General features: G+C 39.2%; 19 protein-coding genes and 1 pseudogene. 13 read left to right on the top strand and 7 right to left on the bottom strand.

What is annotated here, in order from left to right; genetic code table 11:
- Nucleotides 1-117: 117 nt before the first annotated feature.
- From uvsE to MUO15_RS17440, 5 genes and pseudogenes are all read right to left on the bottom strand, one after another.
- Nucleotides 118-1085 (bottom strand): annotated as a pseudogene (uvsE, locus tag MUO15_RS17420) (UV DNA damage repair endonuclease UvsE).
- Between the two features lie 202 nt (nt 1086-1287).
- Nucleotides 1288-2259, bottom strand: coding sequence for a nucleoside hydrolase (locus MUO15_RS17425; RefSeq protein WP_245031306.1), 972 nt, complete (start codon nt 2257-2259; stop codon nt 1288-1290).
- Nucleotides 2260-2909: 650 nt separating this feature from the next.
- Nucleotides 2910-3959: a C45 family autoproteolytic acyltransferase/hydrolase gene (locus MUO15_RS17430; RefSeq protein WP_245031307.1), complete on the bottom strand. Its 1050-nt coding sequence runs from the start codon at nt 3957-3959 to the stop codon at nt 2910-2912.
- A gap of 17 nt (nt 3960-3976) precedes the next feature.
- Nucleotides 3977-5122 (bottom strand): M20 peptidase aminoacylase family protein, encoded by a 1146-nt coding sequence (locus tag MUO15_RS17435; RefSeq protein WP_245031308.1) that lies wholly within the window; start codon nt 5120-5122, stop codon nt 3977-3979.
- Nucleotides 5123-5145: 23 nt separating this feature from the next.
- Complete coding sequence (locus MUO15_RS17440; RefSeq protein ID WP_245031309.1) at nt 5146-5982, bottom strand: MurR/RpiR family transcriptional regulator; 837 nt, start codon at nt 5980-5982, stop codon at nt 5146-5148.
- A gap of 195 nt (nt 5983-6177) precedes the next feature.
- Between MUO15_RS17440 and MUO15_RS17445 the strand changes: the two genes are divergently transcribed.
- The 8 genes from MUO15_RS17445 to MUO15_RS17480 all read left to right on the top strand — a co-directional run bounded on the left by MUO15_RS17445 (nt 6178) and on the right by MUO15_RS17480 (nt 14098).
- Nucleotides 6178-7623, top strand: coding sequence for a YfcC family protein (locus MUO15_RS17445; RefSeq protein WP_245031310.1), 1446 nt, complete (start codon nt 6178-6180; stop codon nt 7621-7623).
- A gap of 315 nt (nt 7624-7938) precedes the next feature.
- A complete protein-coding gene (locus tag MUO15_RS17450; protein WP_245031311.1) occupies nt 7939-8694 on the top strand; it encodes a fumarylacetoacetate hydrolase family protein in 756 nt (251 codons plus the stop codon).
- A gap of 11 nt (nt 8695-8705) precedes the next feature.
- Nucleotides 8706-9461, top strand: a complete 756-nt coding sequence (locus MUO15_RS17455; protein ID WP_245031312.1) for an HpcH/HpaI aldolase family protein — start codon at nt 8706-8708, stop codon at nt 9459-9461.
- 162 nt (nt 9462-9623) lie between these two features.
- Nucleotides 9624-10487, top strand: a complete 864-nt coding sequence (locus MUO15_RS17460; protein ID WP_256464195.1) for a DctP family TRAP transporter solute-binding subunit — start codon at nt 9624-9626, stop codon at nt 10485-10487.
- 30 nt (nt 10488-10517) lie between these two features.
- The gene (locus tag MUO15_RS17465) at nt 10518-11003 is read left to right on the top strand and encodes a TRAP transporter small permease (protein ID WP_245031314.1); all 486 of its coding nucleotides are present in this window, start codon (nt 10518-10520) and stop codon (nt 11001-11003) included.
- Nucleotides 11000-12268: a TRAP transporter large permease gene (locus tag MUO15_RS17470; RefSeq protein ID WP_245031315.1), complete on the top strand. Its 1269-nt coding sequence runs from the start codon at nt 11000-11002 to the stop codon at nt 12266-12268. Before MUO15_RS17465 ends, MUO15_RS17470 begins: the two co-directional genes overlap by 4 nt.
- Nucleotides 12269-12301: 33 nt before the next feature.
- Complete coding sequence (locus MUO15_RS17475) at nt 12302-13039, top strand: FadR/GntR family transcriptional regulator (RefSeq protein WP_245031316.1); 738 nt, start codon at nt 12302-12304, stop codon at nt 13037-13039.
- A gap of 15 nt (nt 13040-13054) precedes the next feature.
- Nucleotides 13055-14098: an Ldh family oxidoreductase gene (locus MUO15_RS17480; protein WP_245031317.1), complete on the top strand. Its 1044-nt coding sequence runs from the start codon at nt 13055-13057 to the stop codon at nt 14096-14098.
- A gap of 33 nt (nt 14099-14131) precedes the next feature.
- Here MUO15_RS17480 and MUO15_RS17485 read toward each other — a convergent pair whose 3' ends face one another.
- Complete coding sequence (locus MUO15_RS17485; protein WP_245031318.1) at nt 14132-14281, bottom strand: hypothetical protein; 150 nt, start codon at nt 14279-14281, stop codon at nt 14132-14134.
- A 478-nt stretch (nt 14282-14759) separates the two neighbouring features.
- Here MUO15_RS17485 and MUO15_RS17490 point away from each other — a divergent pair, with 478 nt between their 5' ends.
- The 3 genes from MUO15_RS17490 to MUO15_RS17500 all read left to right on the top strand — a co-directional run bounded on the left by MUO15_RS17490 (nt 14760) and on the right by MUO15_RS17500 (nt 17421).
- Nucleotides 14760-14939, top strand: coding sequence for a hypothetical protein (locus MUO15_RS17490; RefSeq protein WP_245031319.1), 180 nt, complete (start codon nt 14760-14762; stop codon nt 14937-14939).
- A 466-nt stretch (nt 14940-15405) separates the two neighbouring features.
- Entirely contained in the window at nt 15406-16167 is a 762-nt protein-coding gene (locus MUO15_RS17495; RefSeq protein ID WP_245031320.1) for a class II aldolase/adducin family protein, read from the top strand.
- Between the two features lie 513 nt (nt 16168-16680).
- Nucleotides 16681-17421 carry an SDR family NAD(P)-dependent oxidoreductase gene (locus MUO15_RS17500; protein ID WP_245031321.1) on the top strand — a complete coding sequence of 247 codons (741 nt, stop codon included), beginning with the start codon at nt 16681-16683 and terminating at the stop codon, nt 17419-17421.
- Nucleotides 17422-18141: 720 nt separating this feature from the next.
- Here the strand turns inward: MUO15_RS17500 and MUO15_RS17505 are convergent.
- The gene (locus MUO15_RS17505; protein WP_245031322.1) at nt 18142-18300 is read right to left on the bottom strand and encodes a hypothetical protein; all 159 of its coding nucleotides are present in this window, start codon (nt 18298-18300) and stop codon (nt 18142-18144) included.
- 772 nt (nt 18301-19072) lie between these two features.
- Here MUO15_RS17505 and dcuS point away from each other — a divergent pair.
- Both dcuS and MUO15_RS17515 read left to right on the top strand, forming a co-directional pair.
- Nucleotides 19073-20680 carry a DcuS/MalK family sensor histidine kinase gene (gene dcuS, locus MUO15_RS17510; RefSeq protein ID WP_256464145.1) on the top strand — a complete coding sequence of 536 codons (1608 nt, stop codon included), beginning with the start codon at nt 19073-19075 and terminating at the stop codon, nt 20678-20680.
- The gene (locus MUO15_RS17515; RefSeq protein ID WP_245031323.1) at nt 20677-21390 is read left to right on the top strand and encodes a response regulator; all 714 of its coding nucleotides are present in this window, start codon (nt 20677-20679) and stop codon (nt 21388-21390) included. The genes dcuS and MUO15_RS17515 overlap by 4 nt, the downstream gene beginning before the upstream one ends.
- The last annotated feature ends 14 nt before the right edge of the window (nt 21391-21404 follow it).

The following is a 21404-nucleotide window of genomic DNA, read 5'->3' on the forward strand; positions in this document are numbered from 1 at the left end:
CGATCCAGGATTTGTTATCCCCGCGGATAAACTGGATAGGGGGAAACATGTACTTCATTTAGGTCGAAGCGCTCATCAATACACTCTGTTTCCACACATCCTCCGTCCTTGTTTTCTCTATTCTCTCCATGTAAATGAGCTTGCGGTCTGCATAACAATATTTGGGTGCCTTCGTAGATCTTCAACCAATTTAAACAATGCCTCGTCCTTTTTTTTCGCTTCAATCATACAATCGATTTGTTCTGTTGTTCCGTTCGTCCTTTTCACAAAATCTAAGAACAGATCCATATCGATAAAATCAGCATGACTCTTGAATTCATATTCATTTTTGGGGCTTGAAATATGCATTTTTACCGGCAAGGGAGAGTAAGACCATGTGTTGAGAACACGCTCCCAATGGTTTTTCCAACTATCCTCATCATGGTTCGCCAAATGATGATGGAGATCAAAAACCTGCGGAATATTTAATTTTTCACATACATATAAGCAGTCCTCCAAGGTGTAGGAGGTATCATCATTTTCAATCATCACCAATTTCTGAATTCCCTTGGGTACCAAAGACCAATTGTCGATAAAGCGTTCTAGTGATTTCTCTTTATTTTGGTAGCGGCCTCCTAAATGAAGCACACAACGATGAGTTGGGGGATACCCATCTTATTAAGCAAAAGGTAGTGATATTTTAATGCTTTAAGAGATGTTTTAAAAATCTTTTTATCGGGAGAATTAAGAACGACAAAATGGTCTGGATGAAAATCCAACCGCATCCCTGCTACTTTGGAAAAGGATCCTAGTTCAATAAGGTCCTCCTTGATTTCTGATAAGTAATCCCACTCTTCTAAATCTTCGTGAGTGGCAAGTGGAATTAGTCGAGAGCTCAATCTAAAAAAATAAATCTCATTTGCTTTATTATGCTTTAATAACCGTAAACAGTTGTGAATATTCGATTTAGCAATTCTTTCAAGCTTTCTCACAGCTGCTTCTTTATCACGAATTTGTTTAAATCTCTTGTAAGTCATGGTTTGAGAAGGAGAGGCATTTTGGAGGTTTGTACTCATGGCTACATACCCAAGCCGAAACAATGTCATTTAGAATCACCTGGTCCATTTTTTCCTTAGTATAAACAGAGTGGGTTTTAGTTATGTAACCTCTAATAATAGATACTTGATCAAGAAAATTAAGGCTCTTGCTATCAAAGAACCAATAGATAATCGCAGCAAATCAATGCGTAAATGAACTCCCAAATAAAACTGAGAGGTCATCTATTAAAATGGATTATCAAATACCCAATCATTCCGGCAGCATAACCTTACTAAATTCTTCTATAAATGATTCGTAATGAAGTTTGATGGCAATACGCGTTTTTCCTGTTTTACTTGTTGGTCGAATGTCAATATAGGACATCCCCTTTGCTTCTATACCTTCAATCACATTTGCATCATAGTATATGTAATCAACGATGGTAGGATTTTTAATAAGTATGATGGTAAGAAGATCGTGAATAGGCGCACCTGGAATACCTGGTACAGTTTTTTTATAAAATTCGTAGTAGTACTCAAAGACAGGCGCCATCATGGAGGCATAGATATTCTTCCTGTTTTTGGAAATGGTGTCCACGATATCCGGAGTGATAACGGCAAATTGAGTGACATTTAACGGAGTTATCGTCAGGTTATGTGCAAACTTAAGAACAAAATTAGATGAAGTCGGATCTCCAAAGAAATTTGCTTCCGCCAATGCTGTTACGTTACCTGGAAAAAAGAATGCCCCACCCATTACATAAAAGGAATGAACCATTTTTATTTGATCTGGAAATAGGGCAAATGCAGTTGCTAAAGTAGTCGAACGGCCTGTGTCTACAATGATGATCTCATTTCTATATCTTTCTATGATGAGACGAATGGTGTCAAAAGGATAAATCTGATATTGCATATTACTAGGAGGTTGTATCGGACCGATTCCTTCCTCACCGTGAATTTCCGGGTAAAACGTCACACCCTCCCGTTGAATTGGCTGGGAAGCACCAGGAATAATAGGAATATCGTTTCTACCCGCTAATTGCACCAAATAAGCAGCATTGGCTGTAGCCTGGTCTTTAGTCACATTACCATAACTGGTGACGATACCAACCAGTTCGATTTCAGGATCCAGCATGGTGTACATAATTGCCAAAGAATCATCAATTCCAGGATCACAAAATAAAAGAATTTTTTTCTTAATAGGAAGCCCCCCTTTTCTATTCTGTATATTCCAAGACTCCATGAATCATGCCTGAAACAGGGGGGCAGTGATGAGCAGGGGCGGTTCGAGATCAATGAAAAAGTCTTAGCCCCCATTAAATTAAGAGAGTATGACTTAAAGGTTACACTCTCTTTTTCTTCAAAATTTAATAGCCCACTATATAATTAGAATTCTTCAAGGGGAATGTGAAAATTTCTCAACCTTAAATTGCGGATTTTTAAACAAAAGGAACGTACGTTCTGATATAATGGCTTTAGAGAAGGAAGGCATATTTTTCATTTTGTGATCTCCCCTGAAAAATCAAAATTACTACAGATCCTTCCTTCTCTCCTTCTACTTAATGTGTTGACTTGATTACACACTGTATAGATAAAATGAAATTCTGTAATGGGGGTATTTACATAGGTTTATATAGGTACTTGACTATCTTCAAAAAAATCACTAATTAAACGTCATGAGCAGAATTGTTATATAGGGAGTTATTACTTTACTATAAATGGGGGATGGATTAACCTAATACAGAAGTAAATATCATGATGATACTAAGGTTTTTTTGGAACAAAATTCATAAGGTGGAGGGCGAAATATGAAAAATATAACTATATTAGAACAGTTAATGTTCACATACTGCCTGCCACTCAAACAATTAGGTGGCAGGCACTTAAGTTTTTTCAGAATTGTTCACAGGGTCTTCCTTCACTCCAGAAAAGTTCATGATCAGTTAGGTTCATTACAATACTGAAAACGGTATCTATATTTTGACGTCCTGATTGATGAGGCAAACTGTGACGGCAGATAGAATCAGGGAAATGATCATGGTTAGAAAGAATATGAAATAGATCATTTTTTGTGATGTTTTCACCTTCCAGTTGTTCTAGTAGGCTATCAATGGTTGTGAGTCGAGTAAAGGAATTCGAAAGCGCATCTTCTAAAATTATTTCTTTCAGGTCTGCCGAGCAAATGTGATTGGTGTGAGTTACTACTCCTTTTTCAGAATTTATCTTGCCCGTGAATACAGGTGAAACTTCCATCCCTATCGTTTCTTCTGATTTGGAAGCAATCAAGAAATGAGCAGCTGATGCCATTTGGTTATGATCAACTTTTGAAATGGCTTCTTTTAATGAATAGGATTCGAGTACTGCTCTCAAACCTAAATGAATTGGTGTTTTAGGCTCCCAGGCATCTGTTACAAGTGCGTTGAGACAGACACCAATCCCTTCGCTATTACTGCCGATTTTTCCAATGATGCCAGCTTCGGTAATCATTTGTATGGAGGGGAATCCTTCTTGTTCAATATCGAGTTGAACAAGTGCATCGATTTGGGAACCTTTCCAATCCCAATTCTGAGCTAGCCACGTTTTGGATGTTTTTGGATTTGTTAACCCAAAGGAAGTGCAACCGTCTGGACCCGTTATTAGTGCAATTTCGCTTCTTGCGTTAATGGCTAAAATATCTTCAAAGCTTACACTGGCTCCTTTAGCCAATCCTTCCATTTCCTCAAGGTAATTTGAATTGTATTTCTCAATTGCTTTTAAGTGGAGTAACGCTTTTTCTTTTGAGTCTTTCCATGACATATTTGAGTATTGGTGGAACATCTTTTCATATGTCTGTAGTGTGGTATGGACTTTCTCTTTAGCTTTTTCACCATGTTTGAAGCCAATCTCATAGGATGATCCACTTAATTTTAGAATTTGCTTCCTGTCCTGGAACTTCTCATTCATAAACAAATTCACTCCTATTACGATTTTAGATTATGTGAGTTAGCTAGGTGGGCTAGGGTTTCTAAAACTGTATTGGTCAAAATTTGCACACCTGGCATTAACATTTGATGATCAAATGACATATTTGGATGATGTAATCCTGGTTTCAAATCACAACCTAGTCCAAGAACGGATGCTTTGATATGGTTCTTTTTCAATGTGTAAAAGTGAAAGTCTTCGCTGCCAGTTGTGGTTACAGGGTCTACTAAGTTCTCTTCTCCGAGGACTTTCCTTATCGAATCTGCCATAAATTCCTGTGCTTCTGGATCGACAATGGCCGATGCCATCATGGATTCTAATGATAAATTAATCGGTACATGATAATAATCCGAGATCGATTTGACAGCATCCTCAACAGATGTAGTTAATTTCTCAATCATGTCATTGGTTTGGGCACGTAAATCAATACTGAAGGTTGCATTCCCCGGAATGATGTTCGCACTTTCGCCGCCAGCCTGAAATTTAGTGAACTTTACCGAGTGTGGAATCATAGGATCTGCATGAATATGGTTTAACCTCTGAACTAATTCTGCACCGATTTCGATCGCATTCACACCGAGATGGGGGCGTGCTCCGTGTGTGTCCTCTCCTAGAACTTCACCAGTTATATGTCTTGCTGCACCGTGAAACAGTGCAGGTGTTGCCATACCACTTCTAACTTCCTGAATAGGGCGTAGGTGGACCCCATACAAAAAATCAACATCATCAACAACGTTTTCTTCAACCATCTTTAGTGCACCCGTACCTTTTTCCTCAGCGGGTTGAAAGATAAAACGAATCGTTCCATTAGGGATGTCTGCCATTTCTTTAATGGACAAGAGCACTCCAAGCACCATTGTCATGTGGGAGTCGTGGCCGCAAGAATGATTCGCTTGAAACTTTCCATCCACCTCTTGCCAGAGAGCATCCATGTCTGCGCGAATAGCCACAACTGGTTTTCCCTCTCCGATTTCTCCAATTACCCCTGTACAGTCGACAAAAGTACGGACGTTACAGCCACTTTCAACTAAAATATTTTTAAGATATTCGGTTGTTTCTGTTTCTTTCCAACTTATTTCAGGATGTGTATGCAGGTGTTCAAAAATTTTCATTATCCTTGATTCTATATTCCTTACTTCCACCATGATCAATTCTCCTTTACTAATGATTACAATTTAAATGTTTGCTTTAGTCGCTTTTCTTCCATTTTTAGTTTACTTTGCCTGGTTCGTTCTGGTTCTTGAAGTGATATGCCTGAAACAAGCGCATTCATAAACGAAAACACAATCGGTGCTGTTTCTGAATGGTTTCCTTTTGAAAAATAAACAGGAAACAAAATGTCAGCATAATTAGAAATAGGTGCAATTCCAGAATCGGTAATACCGATAATCACCCAGCCTCGCCGTTTAGCTTCTTCAGCTAGCATTAAGGTTTCAGTCGAATAAGCGTGAAAAGAGAAAACAATAAATACATGTTTTTGAGATCCGAATTCAAGATGTGCATCTAAATCAGGACGATATAATTTGGCATTAGTACCTATTGATTGAAGGGCATATGTTAGCCAGTGAGCCATCGAAAAATTATAACGCAGGCCCGAAATAAGTACATGTTCTGCGTTTGTTAAATACGTAACAGCCTCATTAAACTGATCTTCTCCTATATTTTTAGAAGTTGATTGGATGTTAACTTGATCATGCAACATGACTTGTTCATGAAAGGGACGCTCTTTATCATCTTCATTAGACAACGAATATTCTTCAAAGTTTCGTTTCTGGTTAAATACATACTCACGTACTTCTTTTTGAAGTTGACTGTACCCCTCATATCCCAAAGTAAGACAAAAACGGGTGATCATTGATTCACTAACCCCAAGAGACTCTCCAACCTTTTTGGCCGGGTTTGCTGCAAAGGCCGTTGGTTCCTCCAGTAAAAGGGTAGCTACTTTTTTTAATCCTTTTGATAGATCATCATAGGATCGTTCTACTTTCTTAAATAAATCGTCCACAAGCGTCCTCCTAATAAATAAAGGATAAATTTCAAAAATATATTGATTTAAAAGAAATACTTCATTATAATCTATCATAACTTGACAATTTTCACAATATTTTTACTTTTGTGAAGAGGATGTTGTTAAAGGAATAATGCTGAGGGGAGGATAATCGAGGAAAAACAGATTTTATATAAGGGAGGAGCTTGCTACATGGCTATTGAGAATAATACTTCTGAAATGCAAAACAATGAACTTCCTAAAAAAGGAAGGAAGAAATTTGCGATGCCAGATGCCTATATCATTATGTTGCTAATCATGCTTTTGGCAGCGCTTGCAACATATATCTTGCCTTCTGGCGTATTTGATCGAGTGGAACAGGGAGACATTACGGTTGTGGTTCCAGACAGCTTTCATACTGTTGATGGGAATCCCACGGGAGTCATGGATTTCTTTTTATCCATCCAAAATGGGTTGGTCGAAACAGCTGGTATCATTTTTTTAGTTTTAATTATAGGTGGAACATTTGCAGTGATAGAATCGACTGGGGCGATCAATGCTTCCATTATGAAGGCAGTCAATAAGACAAAGAACCGCGAACATCTACTCGTCATTTTTGTTGGGATTTTGCTTGCCATTGGGGGACTCACAGGGGCAATTTCGAATGCTGTTATAGCCTTTATTCCAATAGGGATCGTACTAGCAAAGGCGTTAGATTTAGATGCTATCGCAGGCGTTGCAATCATTAAATTAACAGCATATGTCGGATTTAATACGTCATTCATGAGTCCTTTTACAGTACTAATTGCACAGGACATTGCAGGACTTCCTTTATATTCAGGAATTATGTTCAGATCGATTATGACAGTGGTTATATTTGCTGTTACGATCGCTTATATTCTTTGGTATGTAAAAAGAGTAAAAAATGACCCATCGAAAAGTCTTATGGGGGCAAATCGGTTTCCAAAAGGCGAAGAGAACGTCGGTAAAGATGTCCAACTGGATTTTACCGGAAAGCATAAACTTATTCTGTCGTTCGTGGTCTTAGCCATTGTATTCTACATTGTAGGAGCACTTCAATTTGGCTGGTCACTTAACCACATGGCCGCCATTTTCCTGATTATAACGGTCGGAACCGGTATTATTGCCAAAATGTCACCAAATTTTGTTGTCAAAGAATTTATGGGCGGGGCAAAAAATTTAGTTTACGGGGCATTAATCATTGGGTTAGCCAGGGCAATCGTACTGGTTATGCAGAATGGGATGATTCTGGATACAATTGTCCATTGGCTAGCAGTAGCGATGGAACCCTTCTCCTCGGTTTTTGGCGCTATTGCCATGTTTATTGGAAATTCCCTTTTCGCGTTACTTGTATCCTCGGGTAGTGGGAATGCGGTTGTTATGATGCCAATCTTGACGCCATTAGCTGACTTGATGGAAGTACCTAGACAGGTTGCGGTTACAGCCTATCAGTTGTCTGATGGATTTATGAATAGTATTACACCTGCTTCTGGTGTGTTGTTAGCTTGTCTTGCTATTGGTGGGGTTCCATGGACGAAATGGGTTAGGTTCATGATGCCATTAATCGCTATGTGGTATGTATTATCTATGGTATTTCTGGCGATTGGTGTAATGATCGGTTGGGGGCCGAATTACTGATTGGATTGACTCTGGTGTCTATACCTAAACAGCCAGGATGAATTGTGTTCTAACTTGAGTAAGTAATAAAAGGATCCGATAACTCAGGGATAAATCCCTGTTATCGGATCCTTTTGAAATCTTTAATATTCTCCCTTATACATACTAGGGTATAGCATCGGTGTTCCCGACAGAAAATTAAAGGGATGTCAGTGTTTTATATACTTATTTTTTAAAATAAATTAAGAAGTTTTCTGAAAACTATTGTAATTATTCAAGCAGTCGAATACAATGGACCCATGGTCAGACCATCATACCTAAAAGGAGGATTTTATTATGTTTGTTAGATTCGAGAGTAATAATAAAGAAAGTTACGGGGTGTTGGAGGGTGAATCCATTAAGGCTATTAACGGCGATATTTTTGAAAGCGATTACTCGGTTTCGGATGAGACGTATTATGTCAATGAAGTTACTCTATTAGCCCCTTGCCGACCATCAAAAATTGTTTGTGTAGGTCTGAATTATAAGGATCATGCTGAAGAGGTGAGTCTTCCATTACCAGAACAACCACTATTATTCTTAAAGCCCAATACAACATTAATTGGTCCAAATGATGTCGTTAAATATCCTAAGCAAAGTGAACAAATAGATTATGAGGGAGAGCTAGCAATAGTTATAGGTGAAAAGGCAAAAGATGTGAAGCCAACTGAGGCCAATAATTACATTTTAGGTTTTACCTGTGCAAATGACGTAACTGCCAGAGACATTCAATTTGGTGATGGGCAATGGACAAGAGGAAAGTCTTTCGATACATTCCTTCCACTAGGGCCCGGTATAGTTGAAAATGTTAATCTTGAGGATTCAAATATTCAATTAACAGTAAATGGTGAGGTTAAACAAAAATCCAACTTAAATCAACTGATTTTTAAAGTGGATGAGCTAGTTAGTTATATAAGTGAAATCATGACTCTACTACCAGGAGATGTAATTATAACCGGTACCCCTCATGGTGTAGGCCCAGTAAATTCGGGAGATGTAATGAAAGTCAGCATCGATGGAATCGGCGAACTTGAAAATAAAATACTAGATTAAGAGGAGGATATATGAATAATTCGGATATTATTCAGTTAGGTACCTGGGTGCAAATAAACAATTCAACGGTTGTTGAGATATTAGGCAATAGTGGATTTGATTTCGCGGTTATCGACCTGGAACATGGCAATATTTCTCTTGAGACTCTAGAACATATGATTAGAGCAGCGGAAGTTTCATCGATTAAACCAATTGTCCGCGTTAATGAAAATAATGCATCCTTAATAACAAAGGTATTAGATTTAGGCCCAGACGGGATTGTCATCCCAAATATATCAACAAAAGAGGATGCCGTAAGAGCTGTAAACCATTCTAAATACCCTCCATTAGGAAATAGGGGATCTTGTCCTTGTATTCGAGAAGCCGGGCATATGAACAAGGACTGGAACACCTTTATGAAAGAAAGTAACCATAATAAAACAGTCATCGCTTTAGTGGAAGGTAAGGATGGGATAAATAATTTCGAAGAGATCGCTAGTGTAGAGGGGATAGATTTTCTAATGATTGGTCCCTTTGATCTATCGGTTTCCTTGGGAATACCTGGGGATTTTGAAAATCCTTTAATAGAGAGTAAGTATAACGATTTGATAGCAATAGCAAGAAAGTACGATAAAGATATTGTCGGAGTCGATTTTTCCACAGGCCTGGAAGAGATAAGAAGAGGGATCGATAAGTGGAAAGAACGAGATATTTCAACAATCATGACAGGTATAGATAAGTTAATACTTAGCCAAGTGGCAAAGCAGATCTCTAATCTTAAACATTAATTGGGGGCAGTGATAAATGAGAAAATTATTTATTTTAATGACTATAGTTAGTTTGTTTTTTGTAAGCGCTTGCTCAAGTGAAAGCTCCAGTGGGGACTCTAGTGGAACGGAAAACGTAGACCTAATTTTTGCTCATATATTTCCTGAGACTCATCCAGGGGGATATTCTTAGATAAGCTTGCTGAGGAAATGGAAACCAGAACAGATGGTGCGGTTACGATTCAGGTCAATCATAACGCTGTTTTAGGTAGTGAGGCGGACGAAATTCAACAGATTAGAGCAGGTAGTCTAGATGGTGCACTATTTTATGGTATCTCTAATTTCCAATCAATTGATCCAGTATTTGGAGTAGAAGAATTACCATTTATATTCTCTGGAACAGAACATGCTAGAAATGCTTTTGATGGTGAATTTGGAGATGAGATTGCTTCAATGTTGAGTGAACATCAATTTGAGGTTCTATCTTTTTGGGAGAATGGATTCAGGCATTTCACGAATAACATACGTCCTATAGTAGAACCAGCTGATATGGAAGGTATCAAGTTTAGAAGTGCAGAAATTCCACTGAGACTTAAAATGTTTGATTTATTAGATGCAGTTGCAATTCCAATGGGATTTAATGAATTATTTACTGCGCTTCAGCAGGGTACAGTTGATGGACAGGAAAATCCTCTATCCACAATCAATTCATCTAAGTTCTATGAAGTGCAAGATTATCTATCTCTTTCTGGGCATATTTATAATTCGGCTCCTCTTATTATTAGCCCACAGTCATTAGAAAAATTAAGTGATGAGCAACAAACCATACTAAAGGAATTAGCAGAGGAATTAAAAGTTGAACAAAGAAGCAAGCTTGATGAACAAAATCAGGAATTGGAAACATTCTTAAGTGAACAGGGAATGGAAGTTAACGAGATTAACCGTGAAGCATTTTTACAAGAAGTTCAGCCACTTTGGGAGACTTTCGCTGAAGAAAACGGAGAAAAAGTAAACGAGTTGGTAGAACTTATTAATAAGGCAGAGTAGTGATGTGATCTCAAAAGGGGTTGGGGAAGAATGAGGAGATTACTCGACTGGTCCGAGAAGAGTGTGAGTTTCTTAACGATTATATTATTTATTGCTATGACAATAATGGTTTTCACCCAGGTAGTTTTAAGGTTTGTTTTTGATTCAAGTATCATTTGGGCTGAAGAGTTTTCAAGGTATGCCATGGTTTGGTTAGCTTTCCTTGGAGCTACTATCGGTATTAGACATGAAGAGCATACAAGAATAGACTTTTTCTTGAAACTGCTACCCAAAAAACTCAAAAAGTTAATGGAAATAGTAAACAAAATATTATGCGTAATTTTTTTAGGGGTAATAACTTATTATTCTATCATCATGTTTGAGAGCACTTTCAGTCTGTTAACGCCAGCCATGAAGATTCCGATTGGATTAGTCCATTCTATTCTTCCGGCTACAGGTATTATTATGATTGTGTACATCTTAATTCAAATTGTAGATATCATTAAATTTGAAAAGGAAGGTGACCAAACAGTATGATTATATTCCTAATATTAGGACTGCTGTTAATTATGGGCCTTCCGGTAAGTTTTGCAATCGGTCTTTCCTGTTTAGTATTTATATTTACTCAGGATATAACTGTTACGGCAAGTATTATCTCACAGAGAATGATCAGTGGTGTAGATTCTTTCCCTTTACTAGCATTGCCTTTCTTTCTTCTAGCAGGAAACTTAATGGTTTATGGTACGACTCCAAGATTAATGAGCTTTGCTAATGCTTTACTTGGGTTTATCAAAGGAGGATTGGCGGGTGTCTCAGTTGTAGCCTCGGCGTTCTTTGGAGCAATATCTGGTTCAGGGGTTGCTACAGTAGCCGCTATAGGTTCTGTAGTTACTCCTGAAATGATCAAGAAGGGTTATGGTAGAGGCTTTGTAGCACCGCTAATAGCTGGTGCTGGTGTACTTGGAATGGTTATTCCACCGAGTATGGCAATGGTGGTTTTCGGTGTAAGCTCGGGGGTATCGATAGGAGACCTTTTCTTAGCAGGTATTATACCGGGATTATTAGTTTCCGTTTTCTTAATAGTATTTGGAATTGTTATTTCAAATAAAAGAAACTATGGGGGCGACGCGGAACAATTCGATCCAAAAGAGCTAGCTGTATCATTCAAGTCTGCTATTCTTCCATTACTATTGCCAATCATTATACTAGGTGGGGTTATGTCAGGTATATTCACTCCGACAGAGTCTGCTGTGGTAGCGGTAGTTTATGCTTTAATTCTGGCGACTGTAGTATATAGGGAGCTGCCAATTAAGAAGTTATTTTCTGTTATTAAAGAATCCGCAGTTAATAGCTCCATAATATTATTTATTATAGCGGCTGCTACACCATTTGGTTGGATCTTAACTACACAACAGATTCCAAATCAAATAGCTAATGTTATTACAAATGCGACTTCCAGTGGGTTTGTTATACTTCTGTTAATCAGTTTAATTCTGTTGGTAATGGGAACATTTATGGAGACAATTGCAACAATTATCATTATGACGCCGATTCTTTTTCCAATAGCTATGCAAGCTGGAATAGAGCCCCTACATTTTGGTGTGATTATGATGGTAAACCTTGCAATTGGTGGAGTTACTCCGCCTCTAGCAGTCGGTTTATTTATCTCAGCCAAAATAGCAGATATATCCGTTGAAAAAACGTTTCCTGATGTTTTATATGTTTTACTAGTAATGATACTCTCCTATGCAGTAATCGTTCTAGTACCGGCATTATCACTATGGATACCGAGTCACTTTTAGTAGGAAACTTAACAAAACAGAAGAGGTGCAGACATGGAATTCAAGCCAATAAAAAAGACATCACTGTCTGATTATGTAGTATCTCAGATCAAAGGCATGATTATAAAAAATGAAATTAAAATTGGAGATAAACTTCCTAATGAAAGAGAACTTAGTACACTATTTGATGTAAGTCGTTCTTCGGTAAGAGAGGCTTTAAGAGTATTAGAACTGCAAGGCTTAATGCGCAGGAGTAATTCGGGGACGTTTGTTACAGCCAATTTTTCAGAAATTATTGGAGAGTCCTTGACGTTACAAATCTTGCTTAATAGTGCAACCTACAAAGATATTCAGCAAACCCGAGTTATGTTAGAAAGAGAACTGGTTAGTTCAGCTTCTATTAAGCGTTCTGAAGAAGCACTCAATCGTATGAAGGAACAGCTTGAAAATATGGAACAATCTATAGCAACAAAAGATAAAGAAATGTTTATTTCAGCAGATATATCATTCCACAATGAAATTGCAGAGGCTGCAGATAATTCAGTATTAGTATTTCTTTATAATACCATCATTGACTTGATCTATAAGGTCCAAAGAAGAGTTGCCTATGACCAAGATGTATTGAATGCATCAGTAAACTATCATACGAAAATATATGAAGCCATTGCAGAAAGAAGTGTTAGGGAAGCTGAACAAGCATTAGTAGAGCATTTGGAGGATGTAGAGAAGAGGCTTCTAAGACTTAATGAAATGGATAAGATCGTTAAAGAGGAACTAAACAGCAAAATCTGAGACGGAGGGACTATCATGTACGTAGATGCTAAGAAGTTATATGATTTTTCAGTTAAATGTTTTAACCAGGCAGGAATGAGTAGTGAAGATGCTAAAACGGTTACTGATACAATGATAGTTGCCGACTCTCGAGGGATCCATAGTCACGGGTTTCTGAGACTACCTATATATATTGAACGAATAAAAAAAGGTTTTATTACGACGGATACTGAAATGGAAGTAGTAAAAGATCAAAACTCTATTTCGGTATTAGATGGTAAATTTGCTGCCGGCCAAGTAGTTGGTAAAAAAGCGATGGAAACCTCAATCGAAAAAGCTAGGGAAACTGGAATGGGGCTCTCAGTTGTAAGAAATAGTAACCATTTCGGAATTGCTGCCTATTACGCCTCGATGGCAGCTGAACAAAACATGATTGGAATTGCCATAAGTAATGTGGAACCTTTAATGCCAGCCATTGGTGGCGCGGAAAAGATCATTGGCAATAACCCAATTGCTATTGCTGCTCCTAGTAAGGAAGGGGAAAATCCCATTGTGTTAGATATGGCCTTGAGTAATGTACCACTCGGTAAAATCTTAGTGGCTAGTACAAAGGGAGAATCTATCCCCGAGGGCTGGGGTGTTGACCGTAAAGGCGAACCAACGACAGACCCCAATGATGTAAAAGACGGTGGTTTTCTTTATCCGGTAGGAGGACCAAAAGGATTTGGCTTGGCACTTCTTACAGAAATCCTAACGGGAGTGATATCAGATGGTCAATACTCTAAAAACATTCCTTCCATGTACAATCTAGAAGAAAAGCAATCTATCTCCCACTTTATGTTAGCCATTGATGTCTCTGTTTTCTTGGGCCCAGAGAACTATGCCGAAAAAATAGAAAATGTCATCTCGTTTGTAAAGGATTCGAAGAAAGCGCCTGGGGTAGAAGAAACATTTTTACCAGGGGAAATTGAATTCAAGCGGGAGGAAGCTAATAAAGATCAAGGTGTGCCGATGAGTGAAGAAGTATTTGCACAGCTTCTTAAACTATCCGGAGAGGTAAATATCCCTTTAAATGTTTAGTTTTGGTTAATACTAACTTATAGGGAAGCAAAGCTATGTGAGCCTGTCATAGCTTTGCTTTTTTGTTGCTACGATATCAGGGGTTGAAGAATTCATGTCGAGGGAGAAGATGATAGACATTGCAAAGGAAGTGAATGTTGTAATCGATTCTTCCATATTTGGAAGAGATGGGCTTTTCGCCATTGCCCCCCTTTCAAAAGTAGATCGCGCATTATAACTGATAACAGAATACCTAAAATATATTGAATTTTGTGTGTCAAAAGAAATTCAATTGCATGTTTCAAGTGAAAATGACGTAATAGTTTTTAATGAAAAAGAGGAAAGGAGTGAGTCCCTTGGATGGGTTTTACGACCCGGCTGTTTATAATTTTACTCCTTTGGAATTCATATCACAGGACGAATACATTATAGCAATCTACTTTCTGGTGTGTTGTTAGCTTGTCTGTCGATTGGTGTAATGGTTGGTGGGGCCGAATTACTGATTATAACTTGAAGATCATAATATCCACTTCTTTTTTGAAAGGGTTTTCGTCCGAGGCTTCGAGAGAGTAAAACCTGGTCTCAACTTAAAAGTGTTCGTTCAGCGGATGCTACTAATGCTTAACACGAGGTATAATTCATGGGTCGTTCATACAAATTATGATAAAGGAGGATGAACCCTATGCCTAAAGATTCAGAGAACACCCATTCCGAAACCACACCACATCGTGATGGTCAAAGAGAGCAGATCATCAATGATGATAGTGGAAAACAAATAGGTGTCACTGACGGTCGAGAGAAGCCCATTGAATTAGTAGCCGACGAGAAGATGAGGGAGTTCAAACGAAATATGGAGAAATAACCAGAAGATCAAAGTGACGTAATTCCGCAGTAAACCTTTTTTCTTTAACAATGAGTGAGATTTAATTCACCCCAAAAAACTAAGATCATGGGAAAAGCGTCTGAGCAAATGAAGCTCAGACGCTTTTTTGACATATTTCTTCTAAAAGTTATGATAATTTCCCGGAAATATCTATTCCAACATCCTTCGACGACAGACGTTGCCAATCGATTTGGGTGATTAGTTAGAGTGTTGATTTTTAAAAATGTATGTAAAAGCATTTATCTAATTTTAATAGAAACATGATATTGACTTACCAAAAATATACTGTAGGATATAACGTGTAAGTCAATTATTCAAAATATTTAGAATAGTAATGTTGGACGATACTTGGCCGCTGATGCCGTCGACAATGGTACTTAACTGCAAGTGATTTATCATGGTCAGCTTTCTATTGGCCAAGCCAGAAGAATAGGGGAGGAAAAGTATGACGACAAAAGATCTTAGTAAGCAACCGACGTTCGGTTCTGTTGATGAAGAACGTCAACATCTCAAACAACGTCTAGCGGGCGCCTTTCGTTTGTTCTCCAAATTTGGATTTGATGAAGGGGTAGCTGGGCATATTACGGCAAGAGATCCGGGTGAAAAAGATCACTTCTGGGTGAACCCATTCGGTATGCATTTTAGCCAAATTAAGGCTTCTGATCTTATTCTAGTTAACCATGATGGAGATGTTGTGGAAGGGGACCAACCTGTTAATCGGGCAGCATTTGCGATTCACTCGCAAGTACATGCTGCCCGTCCAGATGTGATTGCTGCAGCTCACTCCCATTCCATATACGGAAAAACGTGGTCTACACTGGGGCGTAAGCTAGATCCAATCACCCAGGATGCCTGTGCATTTTACAATGATCACTCGGTGTTTGATGATTATACGGGAGTGGTGCATGACCTTGAAGAAGGAAGACGCATTGGTAAAGCACTTGCTTCTCATAAGGCGGTCATTTTGCGCAATCACGGTTTACTTACTGTCGGGGAGACCGTAGATGAGTGTGCATGGTGGTTCATTACGATGGAACGTTCCTGTCAGGCACAGATTTTGGCAGAATCTGTTGGTAAACCTGTACTCATTGATGAAGAACATGCGGAGCGTACGAGTAAATATGTGGGATCATCTAAATCGGGCTGGTTCCAGTTTCAGCCTCTCTGGGATCGAATCGTGAAAGAACAACCTGATTTATTGGAGTAATCCTGCCTTAATCAGCCGCTCAAGAACGATTTATCAGCGCTCAGAAGCGATTTATCAGCGCTCAGGAGAGATTTATCAGCGCTCAGGAGCGATTTAACGGCGCTCAGGAGCGATTTAACGGCGCTTAGGAGCGATTTAACGGCGCTTAGGAGCGATTTAACGGCGCTTAGGAGCGATTTAACGGCGCTTAGGAGCGATTTAACGGCGCTTAGGAGCGATTTAACGGCGCTTAGGAGCGATTTAACGGCGCTCAGGAGAGATTTATCAGCGCTCAGGAGCGATTTAACGGCGCTCAGGAGAGATTTATCAGCGCTCAAGAACGATTTATCAGCGCTCAGGAGCAGTGTGGTCATCTTCTAGGAGAAAATGGTTTCTTTTTCTAGAGTAGTGTGCCCATTTTGATTATGGGCATTGGTGGCAGTGAGCTTTTTTAAAAGTCACTGTGAGAGATTGTGTACTGGGTTCGGTCTTTGTCTATACGTACAAGGAAATGTAATGGAGAGGGGGAAACCTATGTCTTTAAAAGGAAAGGTTGCACTTGTCACAGGATCTGGTACAGGGATAGGTCGTGCGGTTGCTATTGATCTTGCAAAAAAGGGCGCATCGGTCGTAGTCAATTATTCTAAGTCGGAAAAAGAAGCTCATCAAACTTGTGAGGAAATTAAAAATCTAGGAGTAGACTGTATGGTTTACCAGGCAGAAGTAAACGATGATGGGCAAGTGCGTAAAATGATCAATGCTGTGGTTGAGCATTTTGGGCAGCTCGATATTTTGGTGAACAATGCAGGTGTGACGTCATTTGTCGCACATGACGATCTTGAGGGTTTAAAGGAAGAGCACTGGGATCAAGTGATGGACGTAAACGTTAAGGGCTTATTTTTTACTTGCCGGGCTGCAGCTGAAGAACTCAAGAAAAACAAAGGTTGCATCGTTAACATTACTTCTGTTGCTGGTCTGACAGGTCGCGGCAGTTCGATTGCCTATTCGGCTTCGAAAGCAGCTGCTGTCAGTGTAACAAAATCGCTTGCCCGTGTGTTGGCACCCGAGGTACGTGTGAATAGTGTCGCACCCGGGGTTGTTTTAACGCGATGGATGGATGGTCAGGATGCATTCGTGGAAAAACATTCGAAGCGAACACCACTCCAAAGGACAGCACAACCGGAAGACGTTTCGGAGGTGGTCTTGTCTCTTATTTCTGGTGCAAGCTTTGTCACCGGGCAAACTGTAGTTGTCGACGGTGGAAATTACATTTGATTTTAGTAACACGAGGTTCTGCTAAACACGTAGAAAGTTATAAAGTAGTAGGAAATTTGCGATCCCCTTAGATAGTTGCTCCTGATTAGGGAAAGGTTATTCGTTGAAAATAGACACTCCCCGTTTTGGTTGACAGGGTGTCTATTTTCTTCTGTGGAAAATTTCAACACACTAAGGCATCATCGAGTGGGATGTGTAGGTCTGGTAGAAACGGTATCTAACCGCTTTAGCGTTATTAGAGATGAATCATTTGCTTCATTAAATATAGTTTTCAAATATCAGTAGTTTTAGATATCCTTTTGTGTGATGAAGTTTTTCGTAATCGCCTTGGCCCTAAGAGCACTAGGCTGGGAGAAAGGACTTGTGGCTGTCTCAATAATAGGTCGGGGATATGTTAACACTGTCAGCAGTGAATCTATGTTTAGGATTATTGATGGTTAGAGTTAGGCTATTATTTAGCTAAGGAGTTTGTACAAGATATAGGAAATTAGACTGTACGTGTGTGTAACTGGTAGGCTTTTAGGATTTGTCTAGGAGTACAGAATAGGTGGGATTGCCAGATAGGTCTAGGGATGAGGGAATACATTACATACAGAGCTACAGAATTTATTGTAATAGGTGGAGACTCTTAGAGGTCATGTTTGGAAAATACATTTGTTTATAAAGGTAAACATTTTGGCTTGCTATTGATACAGCTACATCAACTATTAACTAGAACATTTAACTAATTTTAGATGATTTAGGCTCCTGTTTTACATGGTCATATTCACAATAATGTTTTATTGCCATCCACTTAATGAGATCCCTTTCATCTTTGGTTAAATCCCTATCCAATTTTTGCTGAAACTCCTCAACTAAGTTCTGCTCTATATTTTTCATATGGATTAAACCTCCCCAATGGCTTTTAATTCATTATACCTAATTTTACTGAAAAATCAAACAACTATTTACTGTAAGTGTATTTACACATGGATATAAATTTTGCTTGTATTTAAACTTAGCTCTTTAAGTACAGTTACCTGACTGTTACATAGATTATAAGAGAGTAAGGCAGCAAAGTCCAACTTATATAAGCTGTTGCGTTCTGTAGCGGAATGAGTGGTGATCCAAATAAAGGGTATTCCAACACGTCAGCTACTCCTGGCTGTTCTGAACCAATACGTAACTTACTATCTCATTTAACTTTTGTAAAGGACATGGTATAATTAGCCAGAGATAGGCTGCACACAAGAAAAGGAGATCACTGCTCTAACTGCGATCCCCTTAGATAGTTGCTCTTGATTAGGGCAAGGCTATTCGTTAAAAATAGACACTTCCCGTTAGGTTGACAGGGTGTCTATTTTCTTTTGCGTGAAATGACCACAACTAAGGCAATCAACGATACATATCAGGTGCTATAAAGGCTATAGCACTATCAATGCTTCATAATGCTCCCATGGATTACTTTGGCTCTCTATAATAGGATCTGCATAATTAAATGGAATCGGCGGTGTTCCAAGCAGTCTAAATTATCTGAGTATTAACTGAATTTAGATTCTTTCCTTTTTAAAATCTTAAACGTTGTAAATCCGCATTTTCCTAATCCCACCCGAAATACATATAAAGTCTTTTAACCTGTAATCTATTAACTTCTAACCAGAGGTGAAACATAGTGCGCCAACCACGATTTAAGTTAAGTACCATCATTATGCTATTGGTCTGTCTCGTTGTGTTAGTGTCTTTGCTAATTACCGACCTTCTTATTACGGACTCGACGAGTGAAAATATCCACAATCAATTAGAGGAGAAAGCTTCAATCGTCTCCCGTACAGTTGCCCAATCTCAAATTGTGAAAAAAGGTTTGCAGGGTGAGGTAGATCAGGATAGGATCCAAGAGTATGCCGTGACGATACAGGAGGAAGCAAATGTCCTATTTGTTGTGGTAATGGATATGAACGGAATTCGCCTATCGCACCCTGAGCCTGATCGAATTGGGAGGCATTTTGTAGGTGGGGACGAGGGGCGTGTGCTTCAGGGGGAGGAGTATACCTCTTCTTCAACTGGAACGTTAGGGAAGTCTTTAAGGGCCTTCACCCCAATCTATGATCAGAGTCAAAATCAAATTGGTGCTGTTGCTGTTGGCATTTCTTTACAGGCTGTCCAAGAGTCGATTCAACAAAGCCATAAAAGGGTGATCATTGGTTCGATTGTTGGTGTGCTGGTGGGGATCATAGGGGCGTTTCTATTAGCTGACTATATTAAGAACAGCCTTTTTGGTCTTGAACCACATGCGATTGCGCGTATTCATGAAGAACGAAACCGGATGCTGCATTCTGTTCGTGAAGGAATCATAGCGATTGATAAAGAGGCCACGATTGTCCTCGTGAACAAGTCGGCTCGGCAAATTTTTCAAAAGGCAGGGTTGATGGATCAGGAGCCGGTAGGAATGAAGATCAATGACTTTTTACCAGGTACGATGCTGCAGCATGTGTTAGAAGAAGAAGTAACTGAATTAGATGAGGAGCAAACGATTAATGGTGTGTCGATTATCACGAACCGTGTTCCGTTAGTGGTGAAAGATCGAGTGGTTGGAGCGATTGCTACTTTCCGTGATAAAACGGAGGTAAATCAGTTAGCGGAACAGCTGACTGGTGTTCAGATGTATGCGGATACACTAAGGGCGCAGTCTCATGAGTTCATGAATCAACTGCACGTGTTACTCGGTTTAATTAAGATGGAGGATTATGATGAAGTGAACCAGTTCATTAGTAAATTGGTGAATCATCAAGCACATGAAGTGGGAAATGTCACGCGGCATATAAAGGATCCAGCTCTTGCTGGATTTATGATTGGTAAAATGAGTGCATCTAGAGAATCACATGTTCAGTTGACCATCGAATGTGAAACCGAGATTCCGCAGCCGAAAGATCTTGAGGTGACACATGAGTTGATCACGATACTTGGGAACATCATTGATAATGCGATTGACAGTGTATGGGAGAGTAATCAAAAGCAAATCCATGTCAGTCTTTCTTATGTCGATGATCTGTTGACCATTATTGTGACGGATACAGGAAATGGAATCGCCAAAGACAAACACGAGGAAATTTTTCAAAAGGGAGTATCTACAAAGGAAGGAAATCATCGCGGGTTCGGTCTTTATCTCACCAAACAAAGTGTGGAGAAAATGGCTGGATCGATCGATATGGATTCCTCTCTTGACAAAGGTACAACCTTTACGTTGATTATCCCCTATCAATCAGGAGGTGGGCGAAAGTGATCAAGGTTCTAATCGTTGAGGATGACCCGATGGTAGCTCAATTGAATAAAAGTTATATCGAGCAGATCGATGGGTTCATGTTTAGTGGTGTCGCTGCTAATACGGATGAGGCGGTTGAGCAGATGGCTCAAATAAAAATTGACCTGATGTTGCTTGATGTTTACTTGCCGGGTTTGAATGGAATTGAGTTTCTAAAGCGTATCCGTGAACAAAATCAGGATATCGATGTGATATTGATTACTGCTGCCTCTGACATTCACCAGATTCAGCAATCATTAAGGCTTGGTGCCGTGGATTATTTAATTAAACCGTTTGAATTCGAACGCTTTGAGAAATCGCTGACTCAATACAAGAACAGCCATTATAAATTAACGGACATAGACAAAGTCAATCAGCACGAGATCGATCGATTGCTCCGTAAATCAAGCCCTCGGCCAGAGGCACCGAAGATACAAGGATTACCGAAAGGCCTAACGAAAAATACATTGGCGACCATCAATCACATTATTCTCTCTAAGGAACCAGATTTTTTTTCAACGGATGACATTGCAGAAGCTGCCAATATTTCTAGGGTCTCTGTAAGAAAATACTTAAAATTCCTTAGTGAAATCGAGTATTTGGAAGAAACATTGATCTATGGTGTCGGAAGACCGATTTACCAGTATAAACTGAATGAGTCAAAGCGTGATCAAATTGACCATTATCTGTAAAGCAGCCAATCCCG

It is taken from the genome of Halobacillus amylolyticus, from assembly GCF_022921115.1.
GTDB lineage: Bacteria > Bacillota > Bacilli > Bacillales > Halobacillaceae > Halobacillus_A > Halobacillus_A amylolyticus.